Here is a 15,424-nt window from a genome sequence, read left to right on the forward strand (position 1 = left end):
GATGACCAGCAAGTCCCGCCGACGGTTCCGCCGTCGCCTATCGGCAGCGGTGTTGCTGCTGGTCGGACTCGCAGTCGCCGGTGGCCTGGCGGCCACCCTGACGCCGAAGCCGCAGGTGGCCCAGGCCGACGAGTCGCAGCTCGCGCTGCTGCGCACGGGCAAGCAATTGTTCGAGACGTCCTGCGTCAGCTGCCACGGCGCCAACCTGCAGGGCGTTCCCGACCGCGGGCCCAGCCTGATCGGCACCGGCGAGGCGGCCGTCTACTTCCAGGTCGCGACCGGCCGCATGCCCGCCATGCGCGGTGAGGCCCAGGCCCAGCGCAAGGCCCCGGCGTTCGACGAGCACCAGGTCGACGCGATCGGCGCGTACGTGCAGGCCAACGGCGGTGGACCCGTCGTGCCCCGCGAGGCCAACGGCGAGATCTCCAACCAGTCGCTGCTCGGTGACGACGTCGCCCGCGGTGGCGACCTGTTCCGGCTGAACTGCGCGTCCTGCCACAACTTCACCGGCAAGGGCGGCGCGCTGTCCTCGGGCAAGTACGCGCCCGACCTCGGCGACGCCGCGTCCGTGCCGGCGCAGGTGTACACGGCGATGCTGACCGGTCCGCAGAACATGCCCAAGTTCTCCGACCGTCAGCTCACGCCGGACGAGAAGAAGGACATCGTCGCCTACGTCCGGCACGCCGCCGAGACGCGCGACCCGGGCGGCTACGGCCTCGGCGGGTTCGGCCCGACGTCCGAGGGTATGGCGGCATGGATCATCGGAATGGTCGGCGTCATCGGCGCTGCATTGTGGGTGGGATCGCGAGCATGAGCACGTATTCGGACGACGACGCGCCGAAGGGCGACGCCCCGAAGGGCACCGACTCCCCCGGCATGCTCGGTGCCCCCGAGCAGCCCTCCGACGAGCAGCTGGCCACCATGAGCCAGGAGGACCTGGTTCGCCTCGGCGGCAAGCTCGACGGCGTCGAGACGGTCTTCAAGGAGACGCGCTGGCCCGTCGAGGGCACCAAGGCCGAGAAGCGCGCCGAGCGCTCGGTGGCCGCGTGGCTGCTGTTCGGTGGCATCACCGGCCTCGCACTGCTCGTCATCTTCATCTTCTGGCCGTGGGAGTACCAGCCCTTCGGCTCCGAGGGCGAGTTCGTGTACTCGCTCGCCACGCCGCTGTACGGCCTGACGTTCGGTCTGTCCGTGCTCGCCATCGGCATCGGCGCCGTGCTGTACCAGAAGAAGTTCATCCCCGAGGAGATCTCGATCCAGGAGCGCCACGACGGCGCCTCCCCGGAGATCCACCGCAAGACGGTCGCGGCGCAGCTGACCGGGGCGCTGGACGACTCGACGTTCAAGCGCCGCAAGATGATTGGGCTCTCCCTCGGCGTCGGCCTCGGCGCCTTCGGGCTCGGCACGCTGGTCGCCTTCATCGGCGGTCTGATCAAGAACCCGTGGAAGCCTGTGGTCCCCACCGCCGAGGGCAAGAAGGCCGTGCTGTGGACGTCGGGCTGGACCCCGCGCTTCACCGGCGAGACCATCTACCTGGCCCGCGCGACCGGCACGCCCGGTGAGTCGCCCTTCGTGAAGATGCGTCCCGAGGACCTCGACGCCGGCGGCATGGAGACCGTGTACCCGTGGCGCGAGTCCGACGGCGACGGCACCACCGTCGAGTCGTCGCACAAGCTCACCGAGATCGCCATGGGCGTGCGCAACCCCGTCATGCTCATCCGCATCCGGCCCGAGGACATGCCGCGCGTGGTCAAGCGCCAGGGCCAGGAGAGCTTCAACTTCGGCGACCTGTTCGCCTACACCAAGGTGTGCTCGCACCTCGGATGCCCGTCGTCGCTGTACGAGCAGCAGACCTACCGCATCCTGTGCCCGTGCCACCAGTCGCAGTTCGACGCGCTGCACTTCGCCAAGCCGATCTTCGGCCCTGCGGCGCGCGCACTCGCACAGCTACCCATCACCGTCGATCGGGATGGGTACATGGTCGCCAACGGCGACTACATCGAACCGGTCGGGCCCGCCTTCTGGGAACGGAGGACATCATGAGTCCCAAGCTTGCCGACATGGCTGCCGCACAGGGCGACGCCATTGATTCGAGGTACCACCCGTCGGCGGCAGTACGCCGGCAGCTGAACAAGGTCTTCCCGACGCACTGGTCGTTCCTGCTCGGTGAGATCGCGCTGTACAGCTTCATCGTGCTGCTGATCACGGGTGTGTGGCTGACGCTGTTCTTCGACCCGTCCATGTCGGAGGTCGAGTACGGCGGCGTCTACCAGCCGCTCAACGGCGTGCAGATGTCGAAGGCGTACGCCTCGGCACTGGACATCAGCTTCGAGGTGCGCGGCGGCCTGTTCGTCCGTCAGGTTCACCACTGGGCGGCCCTGCTGTTCGCCGCGGCTATCATGGTCCACCTGGCGCGCATCTTCTTCACCGGCGCGTTCCGCCGGCCGCGTGAGGCGAACTGGGTCATCGGCTCGCTGCTGCTGATCCTGGCGATGTTCGAGGGCTTCTTCGGCTACTCGCTGCCCGACGACCTGCTGTCGGGCACCGGCATTCGCGCGGCGCTCTCCGGCATCACGATGAGCATCCCGGTGGTCGGTACGTGGTTGCACTGGGCGCTGTTCGGCGGCGACTTCCCCGGCACGATCCTCATCCCGCGGCTGTACGCACTGCACATCCTGCTGATCCCGGGCATCATTCTGGCGCTCATCGGCGCGCACCTCGCGCTGGTGTGGTTCCAGAAGCACACCCAGTTCCCCGGACCGGGCCGCACCGAGACCAACGTCGTCGGCGTCCGCGTCATGCCGGTCTTCGCGATCAAGTCGGGCGCGTTCTTCGCCATGACCGTCGGCATCCTCGGCCTCATGGGCGGTCTGCTGCAGATCAACCCGATCTGGGTGTTGGGCCCGTACAAGCCATCTCAGGTGTCCGCGGGTAGCCAGCCGGACTTCTACATGATGTGGACCGACGGCCTGATCCGTCTGTGGCCGGCGTGGGAGTTCTACATCGGCAACTACACGATCCCGCAGCCGGTGTGGATCGCCCTGCTGATGGGTCTGATTCTGGGTCTGCTGACCGTCTATCCGTTCCTGGAGAAGAAGTTCTCCGGCGACGACGCGCACCACAACCTGCTGCAGCGTCCGCGTGACGCACCGGTCCGCACGGCGATCGGCGCGATGGCGATCTCGTTCTACATCCTGCTCACGTTCGCATGCATGAACGACATCATCGCGCTGAAGTTCCACATTTCGCTGAACGCGACGACGTGGATCGGCCGCATCGGCATGGTCGTGCTGCCGGCGATCGTGTACTACATCGCCTACCGCTGGGCCGTCAGCCTGCAGCGCAGCGACCGCGAGGTGCTCGAGCACGGCATCGAGACGGGCATCATCAAGCGGCTGCCGCACGGTGCGTACATCGAGTTGCACCAGCCGCTCGGCCCGGTCGACGACCACGGCCACCCGATCCCCCTGGAGTACCAGGGCGCCGCACTGCCCAAGCGCATGAACAAGCTGGGCTCCGGCGGAGCGACGGGTACCGGCAGCTTCCTGTTCGCCGACCCGGTCGGCGAGAGCAAGGCGCTCACCGACGCGGCCCACGCGTCCGAGCACCGCGCCCTCGTCGCGCTGAAGGAGTACCAGGACACCGAGCACGGCTCGAATGGCCACGGTTCCAATGGACACGGCTCCAACGGACACGGCACGAACGGCCACGGGTCGAACGGTCACGGCGCCAACGGCAACGGCAACGGGTCGAACGGTCACCACTAGGCCTTGACGCCCGCCGAGACGGCACTCACGGTCGCCACCGACGTCAGGTGGTGACGGTGGGTGCCGTTTCGGCGTTGCGGGGTCCTGGCGCGGTGGACAGTAGCCCCTCCCCTACCCCGCCGGATCGTCCCGTCGCAAGATCAAGCCCACGGCTGTGATCCCGCCTAATTCACGACCCTCACCGCAATCTTGACGCAGCGGCCGCGAACAGCCGTCGCGAGATCGACACCAAGGCCGTGAATCGGCCCCCACCCACGACCCTCACGTCGATTTCGCGATGACGCGCATCGAGACTGCGCCCACGGCTGCGATTTCGCCTAGTTCACGACCCTCACCGCAATCTCGGGCAGATGCTCGTCGCGAGATCGACACCAGGGCCGTGAATCAGCCCCAGCCGACGACCCTCACGTCGATCTCTCGACGCCGAGGCGATGAAAAGGCGCCCACGGCTGTGATTTCGCCGGCATCACGACCCTCAGCGCAATCTCGACGCCGGGCGGCAGGACACCCATCGCGAGATCGACACCAGGGCCGTGAACCAGCCCCAGCCCACGACCCTCACGTCGATCTCGCAGCCACGCGCAGCGACACAGACCCCGCGAGGGACTTACGCCAGGACGGTACGCAGCTGGCGGAGGAAGAAGACCGGGATGGCGGGCATCGCGACGACGACGAGCGCGGCGAGCCCGTAGGCCGCCCACGCGGTCCCGTCGTTGTCGGTGGCCGCGAGGTAGGTGGCGATGCCGGTCAGAGCGGTCGCACCGCCCATGGCCGCGGCGATCGACACCGGGCAGCGCAGGAAGATGCGTTCGACGGCGCGGGTGGGGAAACCGACCCGACTGCTGGCCGGCGGCGGCACGGGTGAGCGTCGGATCACCGGCGAGCCGACGGGCCGCACGCTTGCGACCGGATCGCCGAAAGCCGCACCCGGCCGCTCGGACGCCACGGGAGACGCAGCGACGGGACCGGCCGCCGATCCGCCGTCACCGGAGGCGAGCGACTCCCGACGGGCCCGGATCAGCAGCGGCACGGCCGCGATGATCACCACGGCCGACACCCCGATGACGGCGTACAGCAGCCACGGCGTCTCACCGTCCCCGCCGCCGTTCGCGTCCCCGAGCTTGCTCAGCGCGACGATGGCGGCCACCCCCGCGCCGAGAGCGAGCAGCCACAAGACGGCGCACACGCCCAGCAGGATGCGGTCGGTCTTGTCGAGCGAGGACGGGTCGAACCCCGTACGCACTCCGGTGTCGGAAGTCATCAGCAGCTGGTCTGCCAATCGTTGGTCTGTGACGACGCAATCGTCTGGCCGTCGCTGGTGGTGATCGAGCAGTTGAGCTTGGACAACCGCAGCAGGCTGGACGCCTGCACGGAGCCGTACTCGGACATGGAGATCGGCGTGACGGTCAGCGACCACGGGATGTACACGTTCTGCTGCGTCCGCTGCCGGCCAGACGCGTCGGTGTAAGTGACCGAGATGCGGTCCAGCGGCGCCTTCGTGCCGGTCACCGTGTAGGTGATGAACCGCGGTCCCGCCGGGGCGGCGGTGGTCGTGGGCGGCGGTGGCGGCGGGGCCTCGACCGGCGGCGCGGGCGGCGGCTCCTCGCTCGGCGGGGGCGGCGGTGGCGGCGGCGCCTCGCTGGTCGGCGGCGGAGGCGGCGGCGGTTCCTCGGTCGTCGGCGGCGGCGGAGGCGGCGGCTCCGTCGTGGTCGTCGTCGTGGTGGTGATCTCGTCCTGCACCGGCGGTGCCGACGTGGTCGTGCTGGTGCCCGGGGTCGCGAGGTCGGTGCTGTCGGTCCTGGCCACCAGCAACGTCACGGACACCACCAGGGCGATCGCCGCGACGATGGCGACGACGCCGACCACCCACGGCCACTTCGGCGGATCGTGCTGGACGGGCGGCGGCGCGGACTCGTAGGCCTCGTAGTCGTAGAGGCCCGGTTCCGGCGGGACGTAGGGCCCGCTGGTGAACTGCTCGGACTCCGGGGCGGAGTACGCGCGCGAGTAGATCTCGGTCTCACCGGTGACGGGTGCGTCGCGCCCCGGCTCGTCCGGCTTCGGAGAATCCGACCCGGGGGTATTGGGCCCGCTCATCGCCTGTCCTTACCAGCCTTCCAACGCGTGCTCCGGCAACACTACCCAACGGGCACGGCGTCGGATCCCGCGACGCGGCGTGGCGGCCGGATCGTGATCTGCGCGAAGAGGCGTCAGTGCTTCTCGGGGCCGGTGTAGTACTCGAAGACGAGTCCGGCGACCGACGACAGCACGAAGCACACGCCGGCGACGATCAGCCACGGCAGCCACAGCGCCATGCCGACGGCGGTGACGGACGCGGAGAGCGCGATCAACAGGGGCCACCAGCTGTGCGGGCTGTAGAAGCCCAGCTCGCCGGCGCCGTCGGCGATCTCCGCGTCCTCGTAGTCCTCCGGCCGGGTGTCCAGACGGCGGGCGACGAAGCGGAAGAACGTGCCGGTGATGAGCGACAGCCCGGTGGTCAGCACCAAGGCGGTGGTGCCTGCCCACTCGATGCCGCCGGTGGCGTACAGCGCGGTCAGCGCGCCGTACACGACGGCGCACAGCGCGAAGAACGCGGTGAGGAACTCGAACAGCCTGGCTTCGATGTGCATGAGGTGTCGTCCCTACCTATCTCGCCTGCGGAGCCTGCTCACCGCGACGGGTGTCGAACGGCTTGGTCGTGACGGCGGTCGCGGGCAGCCCGATGGCGGCCAGCGCGTCGGCGTTGGTGGCGTTCGGGTTGTCCTGGCGGTACTGGATGTAGGCCTTGAAGTCGTTGGGCTCCACGACCCGGACCTCGAACTGCATCATCGCGTGGTACGTGCCGCACATCTCGGTGCAGCGGCCGACGAAGGCGCCGGTCTCCTCGATCTTCGAGATCTGGAAGACGTTGTCGGAGTTGTTGGCCTTCGGGTCCGGCAGCACGTCGCGCTTGAATAGGAACTCCGGCACCCAGAAGCCGTGGATGACGTCGGCCGAGGCGATCTGGAACTCGACGCGACGGTCCTTCGGCAGCACCAGGATCGGGATCTCGGTGCTGGTGCCGACGGTCTCGATCTTGTCGAAGTTCAGGTAGGTGCGGTCCTCGGGGTTCAGCCCGCGGATGGGGCCGACGAGTTCCTCGCCGTGCTCGTCGGTGCCCTCGGGGCGCGACGTCATGGCCTGCTTGCGGGCGTCGTCGGCGCCGTCGTAGTCGAACGTGCCGTCGGTGAAGGCGATCTTCTGGTAGCCGAACTTCCAGTTCCACTGGAACGCCGTGACGTCGATGACGACCTCGGGGTTCGGCTCCTTGTGCAGGATCTTCTCCTGCACCACGACGGTGAAGTAGAACAGCACCGAGATGATGACGAAGGGGATGACGGTGAGCGTCAGCTCCAGCGGCATGTTGTAGCCGAACTGGCGCGGCAGGTCGGTGTCGGTCTTCTTCTTCCGGTGGAAGGCGCTGGTCCAGAAGATCAGCGCGAACACCATGGCGCCGACGACCAGCGCGGCGATGACCGAGCCGATCCACAGCTCGCGGTTCGCCTTGCCTTCGGGCGTGATGCCGTCGGGCCAGCCGAGGCCCAGCGCTTCGGACCAGCTGCAGCCGCTGAGCAGGACCGTCATCCCGCCCAGGACGACGGCCAACGCCACCAACTTCGGACCGCGAGCGGACACGTTGGCGCCTCCTATGACGTCGGTCGACCGCTCGGCGGTCGGTGACTTGGGGTGAATACTACGCAGCGTAGACCACGCCGCTCGACCCCCGCGAAGCGACCGGCGGATGTGCCCGGGTGCAGGTCGGCACGGTCGCTCCGATTCGGCATACTGGCGCGGTGTGCGGACTCCTGGCCTACCTGACCGATCCGTCCGCGCAGGCTGCTGCGGGCCTGGTGGACGCGGTGTCCGGCGCCTCCCACCTGATGCGTCACCGCGGTCCCGACGAGCCCGGGACGTGGGCCGACGACACCGCCGCGCCGGCGGTGGTGCTGGGCTTCAACCGGCTGTCGATCATCGACATCGCGCACAGCCACCAGCCGTTGCGCTGGGGACCGCCGGAGACCCCGGACCGCTACGTGCTGGTGTTCAACGGCGAGATCTACAACTACCTCGAACTGCGTGACGAGCTGACCCGCACGCACGGCGCGCACTTCGCGACCGACGGCGACGGCGAGGCGATCGTCGCGGCCTACCACCACTGGGGTCCCGACGCGCTGCACCGGCTGCGTGGCATGTTCGCGTTCGCGCTGTGGGACACCGCGGAGCGCGAGCTGTTCTGCGCCCGCGATCCCTTCGGCATCAAGCCGCTGTACATGGCGACCGGCCCCGCCGGCACGGTGTTCGGCAGCGAGAAGAAGTGCCTGCTGGACCTGGCGGCGACCGCCGGGCTGGACCTCGACGTCGACGAGCGCGCCGTGCAGCACTACACCGTGCTGCAGTACGTTCCCGAGCCCGAGACCCTGCACCGCGGCATCCGCCGGCTGGAGTCGGGCAGCTACGCGCGCCTGCGCCCGGGCGGCACGCCGTCCGTGACCCGGTACTTCACGCCCCGGTTCGCCGCCGTGCCGTTCGTCGCCGGCCGCGAGCAGCAGCGCTACGACGAGATCACCGCCGTCCTGGAGGACTCGGTGGCCAAGCACATGCGCGCCGACGTCACCGTGGGGGCCTTCCTGTCCGGCGGCATCGACTCCACCGCGATCGCCGCGCTGGCGATGCGGCACAACCCCCGCCTGATCACCTTCACCACCGGTTTCGAGCGGGAAGGTTTCTCCGAGGTCGACGTCGCGGTCGCCTCGGCGGAGGCGATCGGCGCCCGGCACGTCACCAAGGTGGTCAGCCAGGCCGAGTTCGTCGAGGCCCTGCCGCAGATCGTGTGGTACCTCGACGAGCCGGTCGCCGATCCGGCGTTGGTGCCGCTGTATTTCGTCGCCCGCGAGGCCCGCAAGCACGTCAAGGTGGTGCTGTCCGGCGAGGGCGCCGACGAACTGTTCGGCGGCTACACCATCTACCGGGAACCGTTGTCGCTCAAGGCGTTCGACTACCTGCCCCGGCCGGTGCGCCGGTCACTGGGCAAGGCGTCCCGGCCGCTGCCCGACGGCATGCGCGGCAAGAGCCTGCTGCACCGCGGATCGCTGACGCTGGAGCAGCGCTACTACGGCAACGCGCGCAGCTTCTCCGACGACCAGCTGCGCGCGGTGCTGCGCGGCTTCCGCCCGGAGTGGACGCACACCGACGTCACCGCGAGCCTCTATGCCGCCTCGGACGGCTGGGACCCGGTGGCCCGCATGCAGCACGTCGACCTGTTCACCTGGCTGCGCGGCGACATCCTGGTCAAGGCCGACAAGATGACGATGGCCAACTCCCTGGAGCTGCGGGTGCCGTTCCTGGACCCCGAGGTGTTCGCCGTGGCGGCGCGACTGCCGTTCGACCAGAAGATCACCCGGGCCACGACGAAGTTCGCGCTGCGGCGGGCACTGGAGCCGATCGTGCCCGCACACGTGCTGAACCGGCCGAAGCTGGGCTTCCCCGTGCCGATCCGGCACTGGCTGCGCGCCGGCGAGCTGCTCGATTGGGCGTACGCCACCGTGGCGGCGTCGCAGACCGGTGAACTCGTCGACGCCGACGCGGTGCGCCGCATGCTCGACGAGCACCGCACCGGGGCTGCCGATCACAGCCGGCGGCTGTGGACGGTGCTGATCTTCATGCTGTGGCACGCCATCTTCGTCGAGGGCAGCGTCACGCCGCGGATCGAGGAGCCGCACTACCCCGTGCAGCTCTGACGGCGACCGCCTAGGCCAGGGCTGCGGCGATCTCGGCGGCCACGTCGGCGCCGTAGGCGCTGCTCAGCCGCTCCACGCCGGCGTCCTTGTCCCAGGACCACTCCTGCGGGCCCGGCGCCTCGAGCACCAGGGTGGCGACCAGCGACGCGAGCTGGGCGGACCGCTCCAGGCTCAGACCGGCGCTGCGTCCGGTGAGGAAGCCGGCCCGGAAGGCGTCGCCGATGCCGGTGGGGTCGGCCTTGTGGGTCTCGGGGACGACGTCGACGTGTACGAAGGTGCCGTCGCGGCCGACGAGGTCGACGCCCTTCTCCCCCAGCGTCGTGACGCGCAGCTCGATCTGGGCCATCACCTCGGCCTCCGACCAGCCGGACTTCTGCAGCAGCAGGTCCCACTCGTAGTCGTTGGTGAACAGGTAGGCGGCGCCGTCGATGAGGCGGCGGATCTCGTCGCGGCCGAGGCGGGCCAGCTGCTGCGACGGATCGGCGGCGAAGCGCAGGCCGAGCTTCCGGCACTCCTCGGTGTGCAGGAACATCGCGTCGGGATCGTTGGCGCCGATGATCACCAGGTCCGGCGTGCCGGCACCCTCGACCACGGCGGCCAGCGAGATCTCCCGGGCCTCCGACATGGCACCCGGGTAGAAGGACGCGAGTTGCGCCATGTCTTGGTCGGTGGTGCAGACGAAGCGGGCGGTGTAGGCGCTGTCGGACACCCGCACGTGCGTGCAGTCGACCCCGTGCGAGGTCAGCCAGGAGCGGTAGTCGTCGAAGTCCTTGCCCACCGCGCCGACCAACGTGGGGCTACCGCCGAGGATGCCCATCGCGTAGGCCATGTTCCCCGCCACGCCACCGCGGTGCATCACCAGATCGTCGACCAGGAAGCTCAGCGAGACCTTCTGCAGGTGCTCGGCGAGCAGCTGCTCGGCGAACCTCCCGGGGAACGTCATCAGGTGGTCGGTGGCGATCGATCCGGTTACCGCAATGGTCACGAAGTGCACCCCTCGTCAGTGTTGGACACAGCCGCCCAGGCTACTCCGAAGCCTTGTCACGCTGCGATTTCCGCGTCGCCGCAGGTCGGTGCGATAGCCTAACAACGTCATGGCCGGCCCATTCCCGTACCCCGAGTCCCCGCACCCCGAGTCGGCGCCGCATCCGCCGCCTCCGCCGTTCCCGCCCTCGGGTGCGCCCTACGGTCCGCCGGGGGGTTACGGCCCGCAGGTGCCGTCGCCGTATCCGGGCGCGCTGCCGCCGCCGGTGCCCTACCCGAAGCGCTCGCGACGGCGCCCGGTGCTCATCGGCATGGGTGCGCTCGCGGTGGTGATCGTGGCGGCCGTCGTCGCGTCGCTGCTCCTGGCCAACCGGTCCGACGACGACGCCACGGGCGCGCTGACGCCGGACCGCGCCAAGACCGCGATCCAGGACTACCTCACGGCGCTCACCGAGGGCGACGACGAGACGATCGCGCGCAACGCGTCCTGCGGGGTGTTCGACGAGATCAAGGACCGCGGCTCGGACATGTCGCTGGCCAACCTCGCGAGCGACGCCTTCCGCCGGCAGTACAAGACCGCTCAGGTCACGTCGATCGACAAGGTCGTCGCGTGGTCACCCAATCAGGCGCAGGTGCTGTTCACCATGCAGGTGCAGGGCGCGCGCACGCAGGGTGGCAGCGCCGAACGGCAGGCGCTGGCGCAGATCCTCACCCAGGGCGACGACGTGCTGGTGTGCTCGTACCTGCCCCGCACCGGACAGTTCTAGCGGCCCCGGCTCAGGCGTACCTGGCCGGGGCCCACTGGCCGGGTGTCAGTTGAACGAGTCGCCGCAGGCGCAGGAGCCGGTGGCGTTCGGGTTGTCGATCGTGAAGCCCTGCTTCTCGATCGTGTCGACGAAGTCGATGGTGGCGCCCTGCACGTACGGGGCGCTCATCCGGTCGACGGTCAGCGCGACGCCGCCGAACTCGGCGGTCAGGTCGCCGTCGAGCGAGCGGTCGTCGAAGAAGAGGTTGTAGCGCAGCCCGGCGCAGCCACCCGGCTGCACGGCGATGCGCAGCGCCAGGTCGTCCCGACCCTCCTGGTCCAACAGGGCCTTGGCCTTGGACGCAGCGGCATCGGTGAGGAGCACACCGTGCGTGGTGGTGGCGGCCTCGTCCTGAACAGTCATTGATTCTCCCTGTGCAACTCGTGCGTCGGTCACCTTCAACGGTACCCCGTCGACCGACTATTCCCTCACTTCTCCGAGGCCACTCCCCGCGTCCCACCCGGCCGCGGTGACGCGCGCCAGGCCCTCCAGCTGACGGGCGGCGTCGTCGATGGCCCGTTGCACCGATCCGGCGTGGTCGACGATCGAGCGGGCCGCCGTCACCCCGGCCGCGGTGAGCGCGTCGGCGTCCAGGGTCACCTGGCCGGCGAGCACCAACACCGCGGCGCCCTGCGCGGCGGCCAGGCCGGTCAGGGCGCTGACCACCTTGCCGTGCAGCGACTGGTCGTCGAACCGGCCCTCACCGGTGATGACGAGGTCGGCGGCGGCGACGTCGACGGGCAGATCGGTGACGTCGGCGATGACGGCGGCGCCGGAGGCGCGACGCCCGCCGAGCGCGAGCAGGGCCGCACCGAGTCCGCCGGCCGCCCCCGCGCCGGGCTCGGCGGCGACGTCGCGCCCGGCGACAGCGGCGAGGTCGACGGCCCAGGCGGCGAGCCGGCGCTCGAGTACCGCGACGGTCGCCGGATCGGCACCCTTCTGCGGCCCGAACACCGCGGCGGCACCGCGGGGCCCGAGCAGTGGGTGCTCGACGTCGGTGGCGGCGATGACGTCGATCCCGGCCAGGCGGTCACGGGCGGCGTCGAGCCCGCCGAGCGCGTCGATCAGACCGCGGCCGCCGTCGGTGCAGCCGCTGCCGCCGAGCCCGACGACGACGCGGCGCGCACCGGCCGCCAACGCCGCGTCGACCAGCTGGCCGACGCCCCGGCTGTGGGCCTCGAGTGCCGTGCGGACGGTCGGGGGCCCGCCGAGCAGCGCCAGCCCACAGGCCTGCGCGCACTCGACGTAGGCGGTGGCGGCAGCGTCGTCGTACACCCACTCGGCGGTGACCTCGTCGGCCAGCGGCCCGCTGACCCGCGCCGTCCGCAGCCGTCCCAGGCGATTGGCCAGCACGCCGACGAAGCCGGGTCCGCCGTCGGACTGCGGCGCGCACGTCAGCTGGTCACCGGGACGGGCGCCACCCCAGCCCGCGGCGATCGCCTCGGCCGCCTCGACCGCGGTCAGGCTGTCGCCGTAGCAGTCCGGGGCGATGAGGACGCGAAGCGCGGTGCCCGTCATCCCAGCAGGCTACGACCACGCCCGATCAGGTGCAGGACGTGAAGTAACCTGGCGGGTGTGAAACTGCTCGGCCGCAAGAACGACGACCCTCGACCCGAGGACGCCGTCTCGGTCGACGCACCCGCCGTCCAGGAGGCACCCGTCGACCCGCGCGTCACCGCCCCCAAGGGCCGGCCGACGCCGAAGCGCAACGAGGGCGCCCGACGCCGCGGCCCGGTTGCGCCGGCCCCGATGACGTCCGCGGAGGCTCGCAAGCGCCGCAAGGAGGTCGGCGGTCGCAAGCTCACCAAGGAGGAGCGCCGCGCCGACAAGGTCGCCCGCCGCGCCGCGATGACCGAACGTCGCGAGAAGATGATGTCCGGCCAGGAGTCCTACCTGCTGCCGCGCGACAAGGGCCCGGTGCGCCGGCTGGCCCGCGACGTGGTGGACGCCCGCCGCAACGTCCTCGGGCTGTTCATGCCCGCCGCACTGGGTCTGGTGTTCGTGATGATGAGCATTCCCTCCGTCGCGGTCCAGCAGCTGATCTCGCCAGCCATGCTCCTGCTCGTGGTCGTCATGGTGATCGACGGCTTCGTCATCGGCCGCAAGGTCAACAAGGCCGTCGACGCCAAGTTCCCCGACAACGTCGAAAGTAGTTGGAAGCTCGGCTTCTACGCTGCCAGCCGCGCGTCGCAGCTGCGCCGCATGCGCGCCCCGCGGCCGCAGGTGAACCGCGGCGACAAGGTCGCCTGACCCCGGTGCAGGTGCGATGAGCGCCGTCGACTTCCCCGTCGTCGCGCCACCCGACGCCGCCGCGGCGGCCGCCGCGCGCGACCGCCAGGACACCCTGACCAAGCCGCCGGGTGCGCTCGGCCGCCTCGAGGACCTCTCGGTCTGGGTGGCCGCATGCCAGGGGCAGTGCCCGCCGCGGCAGTTCGCCCGTGCCCGGGTGGTCGTCTTCGCCGGCGACCACGGGGTGACCGCGGCCGGGGTGTCGGCGTTCCCCGCCGAGGTAACCGCGCAGATGGTCGGGAACTTCCTCGCCGGCGGTGCCGCGATCAACGTGCTCGCCGAACTCGCGGGCGCCGGGGTCCGCGTGGTCGACGTGGCCGTCGACGGACCGACCGACGCGGCCGTCGGCACGCACAAGGTGCGCCGCGGCAGCGGTGACATCACGGTCGAGGACGCGCTCACCCACGACGAAGTCGTCGCCGCCATCGAGGCCGGCCGGGCCATCGCCGACGAGGAGGTCGACGCGGGCGCCGATCTGCTGATCGCCGGTGACATGGGCATCGGCAACACCACCCCGGCCACCACGTTGGTCGCGGCGCTGACCGACACCGAACCGGTCGCCGTCGTCGGCCGCGGCACCGGCGTGGACGACGCGGGGTGGGGACGCAAGACCGCCGCCATCCGCGACGCGCTGTTCCGGGCCCGCGCCGCGGTCGCCGATCCCGTTGCGCTGCTGCGCATCTGCGGCGGGGCGGACCTGGCCGCGATGGCCGGGTTCCTCGGTCAGGCGGCGGTGCGCCGTACCCCGGTGCTGCTCGACGGCGTGGTGGTCACCGCGGCCGCGCTGACCGCGGACCGACTGGTGCCGGGCGCGCGGCAGTGGTGGCAGGCCGGGCACCGGAGCACCGAACCCGCGCACGCGCTGGCACTGACCCGGCTGGGCCTCGAGCCGATCGTGGACCTCGGCATGCGCCTGGGCGAGGGCACCGGCGCGGCCGTCGCGCTGCCGGTGGTGCGCGCGGCGGTGGCGACGTTGGGGTCGATGGCGACGTTCACCGAGGCCGCCGTATCGGACGGCCCCGTGTCGGACGGTCCCGTGTCGGACGGTCCCGCATCGGACGCTCCCGTCATCCCGTGATCGGACCGCTGGTCTCGGCGCTGTCCTTCGCGACGGTGCTGCCGGTGCGCACCCGACACCCGTTCGGTCGCGGCGCCATGACCGCGCTGCCGGTCGTCGGCGTGCTGCTCGGCCTGCTCGCCACGGCCGTGATGTGGCTCGCGGCACGGGGTTTCGGTGACGGCAGCCCGTTGACCGGGATACTCGCGGTCGCGGCACTGCTGCTCGTCACCCGCGGCCTGCACCTCGACGGGCTGTCCGACACCGCCGACGGGCTGGGCTGCTACGGGCCGCCGGAGCGTGCGCTGGCCGTGATGCGCGACGGCACCGCGGGACCCTTCGGCGTCGCGGTGGTCGTCGTCGTCATCGCGCTGCAGAGCCTCGCCTTCGCCGCCGCCGCCTCACCGGCCGCCGTGGTGGTGGCGGTGACGGCGGGACGGGTGGCCGCGGTCCTGGCCTGCCGGCGATCGGTGCCTGCCGCGGCGGGCAGCTCGCTGGGGGCCGCGGTCGCCGGCACGCAGCCGTCGTGGGTGGCACTGGCCTGGGTGGTCGTAGTCGCCGCGGCCGCCGCCGTGGCCACGCCCCGGCCGTGGCAGGGTCCGCTCGCCGTCGTCGTCGCGGTGGCGGTGGCCGCGCTGCTGGTGGCGCACTGCGTGCGGCGCTTCGGCGGCATCACCGGCGACGTGCTAGGCGCGGCGGTCGAGGTGACGACCACCGTCGCCGCGCTGGGGCTCGCGGTGCGCTGAC

At 70.8% G+C, this 15,424-nt stretch carries 15 protein-coding genes; 8 read left to right on the forward strand and 7 right to left on the reverse strand.

Translation table 11 applies throughout. The features are described from left to right. Position 1 precedes the first annotated feature (1 nt). Genes qcrC through qcrB form a run of 3 tightly spaced genes read left to right on the forward strand, consistent with a single transcriptional unit; the run spans position 2 to position 3,767 of the window. Positions 2–814 (forward strand): cytochrome bc1 complex diheme cytochrome c subunit, encoded by an 813-nt coding sequence (qcrC, locus tag FZ046_RS22245; protein ID WP_070356134.1) that lies wholly within the window; start codon positions 2–4, stop codon positions 812–814. Beyond that, on the forward strand, positions 811–2,043 hold the full coding sequence (qcrA, locus tag FZ046_RS22250; protein WP_070356135.1) for a cytochrome bc1 complex Rieske iron-sulfur subunit: 1,233 nt from the start codon (positions 811–813) through the stop codon (positions 2,041–2,043). Before qcrC ends, qcrA begins: the two co-directional genes overlap by 4 nt. Further along, positions 2,040–3,767 (forward strand): cytochrome bc1 complex cytochrome b subunit, encoded by a 1,728-nt coding sequence (gene qcrB / locus FZ046_RS22255; RefSeq protein WP_070356136.1) that lies wholly within the window; start codon positions 2,040–2,042, stop codon positions 3,765–3,767. Before qcrA ends, qcrB begins: the two co-directional genes overlap by 4 nt. Before the next feature lie 607 nt (positions 3,768–4,374). Here the strand turns inward: qcrB and FZ046_RS22260 are convergent. The 4 genes from FZ046_RS22260 to ctaC form a co-directional block, all read right to left on the reverse strand. After that, positions 4,375–5,028 carry a DUF2561 family protein gene (locus FZ046_RS22260; protein WP_070356137.1) on the reverse strand — a complete coding sequence of 218 codons (654 nt, stop codon included), beginning with the start codon at positions 5,026–5,028 and terminating at the stop codon, positions 4,375–4,377. After that, positions 5,028–5,861 (reverse strand): MmpS family transport accessory protein, encoded by an 834-nt coding sequence (locus tag FZ046_RS22265; protein WP_070356138.1) that lies wholly within the window; start codon positions 5,859–5,861, stop codon positions 5,028–5,030. Before FZ046_RS22265 ends, FZ046_RS22260 begins: the two co-directional genes overlap by 1 nt. A 113-nt stretch (positions 5,862–5,974) precedes the next feature. Next, the gene (locus FZ046_RS22270; RefSeq protein ID WP_070356139.1) at positions 5,975–6,394 is read right to left on the reverse strand and encodes a cytochrome c oxidase subunit 4; all 420 of its coding nucleotides are present in this window, start codon (positions 6,392–6,394) and stop codon (positions 5,975–5,977) included. A 16-nt stretch (positions 6,395–6,410) separates the two neighbouring features. Next, on the reverse strand, positions 6,411–7,439 hold the full coding sequence (gene ctaC / locus FZ046_RS22275) for an aa3-type cytochrome oxidase subunit II (protein ID WP_070356140.1): 1,029 nt from the start codon (positions 7,437–7,439) through the stop codon (positions 6,411–6,413). A 158-nt stretch (positions 7,440–7,597) separates the two neighbouring features. On the opposite strand from ctaC, the gene asnB reads away from it, so the two are divergent. Beyond that, positions 7,598–9,541, forward strand: coding sequence for an asparagine synthase (glutamine-hydrolyzing) (asnB, locus tag FZ046_RS22280; RefSeq protein ID WP_070356143.1), 1,944 nt, complete (start codon positions 7,598–7,600; stop codon positions 9,539–9,541). Positions 9,542–9,551: 10 nt separating this feature from the next. On the opposite strand, the gene FZ046_RS22285 is transcribed toward asnB, so the two are convergent. Continuing rightward, on the reverse strand, positions 9,552–10,526 hold the full coding sequence (locus FZ046_RS22285) for a carbohydrate kinase family protein (protein ID WP_070356144.1): 975 nt from the start codon (positions 10,524–10,526) through the stop codon (positions 9,552–9,554). Positions 10,527–10,635: 109 nt separating this feature from the next. Between FZ046_RS22285 and FZ046_RS22290 the strand changes: the two genes are divergently transcribed. Further along, on the forward strand, positions 10,636–11,292 hold the full coding sequence (locus FZ046_RS22290; RefSeq protein WP_070356141.1) for an Rv0361 family membrane protein: 657 nt from the start codon (positions 10,636–10,638) through the stop codon (positions 11,290–11,292). A 45-nt stretch (positions 11,293–11,337) separates the two neighbouring features. Here FZ046_RS22290 and FZ046_RS22295 read toward each other — a convergent pair whose 3' ends face one another. Together FZ046_RS22295 and FZ046_RS22300 are read right to left on the reverse strand one after the other, a co-directional pair. Then, positions 11,338–11,694 carry a HesB/IscA family protein gene (locus FZ046_RS22295; protein WP_070356142.1) on the reverse strand — a complete coding sequence of 119 codons (357 nt, stop codon included), beginning with the start codon at positions 11,692–11,694 and terminating at the stop codon, positions 11,338–11,340. Positions 11,695–11,751: 57 nt separating this feature from the next. Beyond that, the gene (locus FZ046_RS22300; RefSeq protein ID WP_149484319.1) at positions 11,752–12,849 is read right to left on the reverse strand and encodes a glycerate kinase family protein; all 1,098 of its coding nucleotides are present in this window, start codon (positions 12,847–12,849) and stop codon (positions 11,752–11,754) included. A 57-nt stretch (positions 12,850–12,906) separates the two neighbouring features. On the opposite strand from FZ046_RS22300, the gene FZ046_RS22305 reads away from it, so the two are divergent. Genes FZ046_RS22305 through FZ046_RS22315 form a run of 3 tightly spaced genes read left to right on the forward strand, consistent with a single transcriptional unit; the run spans position 12,907 to position 15,423 of the window. Then, complete coding sequence (locus tag FZ046_RS22305) at positions 12,907–13,581, forward strand: DUF3043 domain-containing protein (protein ID WP_070356260.1); 675 nt, start codon at positions 12,907–12,909, stop codon at positions 13,579–13,581. A gap of 16 nt (positions 13,582–13,597) precedes the next feature. Then, positions 13,598–14,698 (forward strand): nicotinate-nucleotide--dimethylbenzimidazole phosphoribosyltransferase, encoded by a 1,101-nt coding sequence (gene cobT, locus FZ046_RS22310; RefSeq protein ID WP_070356259.1) that lies wholly within the window; start codon positions 13,598–13,600, stop codon positions 14,696–14,698. Beyond that, positions 14,695–15,423, forward strand: coding sequence for an adenosylcobinamide-GDP ribazoletransferase (locus tag FZ046_RS22315; protein ID WP_070356258.1), 729 nt, complete (start codon positions 14,695–14,697; stop codon positions 15,421–15,423). Before cobT ends, FZ046_RS22315 begins: the two co-directional genes overlap by 4 nt. Position 15,424: the final 1 nt, after the last annotated feature.

The sequence above is a fragment of the Mycolicibacterium grossiae genome (genome assembly GCF_008329645.1).
GTDB lineage: Bacteria > Actinomycetota > Actinomycetes > Mycobacteriales > Mycobacteriaceae > Mycobacterium > Mycobacterium grossiae.

Excerpts from the sequence above, each read along its gene's own strand:
- cobT (WP_070356259.1), top strand. The coding sequence starts at position 13,598 with ATGAGCGCCGTCGACTTCCCCGTCGTCGCGCCACCCGACGCCGCCGCG.
- FZ046_RS22260 (WP_070356137.1), bottom strand. The coding sequence starts at position 5,028 with ATGACTTCCGACACCGGAGTGCGTACGGGGTTCGACCCGTCCTCGCTC.
- FZ046_RS22265 (WP_070356138.1), bottom strand. The coding sequence starts at position 5,861 with ATGAGCGGGCCCAATACCCCCGGGTCGGATTCTCCGAAGCCGGACGAG.
- qcrA (WP_070356135.1), top strand. The coding sequence starts at position 811 with ATGAGCACGTATTCGGACGACGACGCGCCGAAGGGCGACGCCCCGAAG.
- FZ046_RS22270 (WP_070356139.1), bottom strand. The coding sequence starts at position 6,394 with ATGCACATCGAAGCCAGGCTGTTCGAGTTCCTCACCGCGTTCTTCGCG.
- FZ046_RS22290 (WP_070356141.1), top strand. The coding sequence starts at position 10,636 with ATGGCCGGCCCATTCCCGTACCCCGAGTCCCCGCACCCCGAGTCGGCG.
- FZ046_RS22295 (WP_070356142.1), bottom strand. The coding sequence starts at position 11,694 with ATGACTGTTCAGGACGAGGCCGCCACCACCACGCACGGTGTGCTCCTC.
- qcrC (WP_070356134.1), top strand. The coding sequence starts at position 2 with ATGACCAGCAAGTCCCGCCGACGGTTCCGCCGTCGCCTATCGGCAGCG.
- FZ046_RS22300 (WP_149484319.1), bottom strand. The coding sequence starts at position 12,849 with ATGACGGGCACCGCGCTTCGCGTCCTCATCGCCCCGGACTGCTACGGC.
- qcrB (WP_070356136.1), top strand. The coding sequence starts at position 2,040 with ATGAGTCCCAAGCTTGCCGACATGGCTGCCGCACAGGGCGACGCCATT.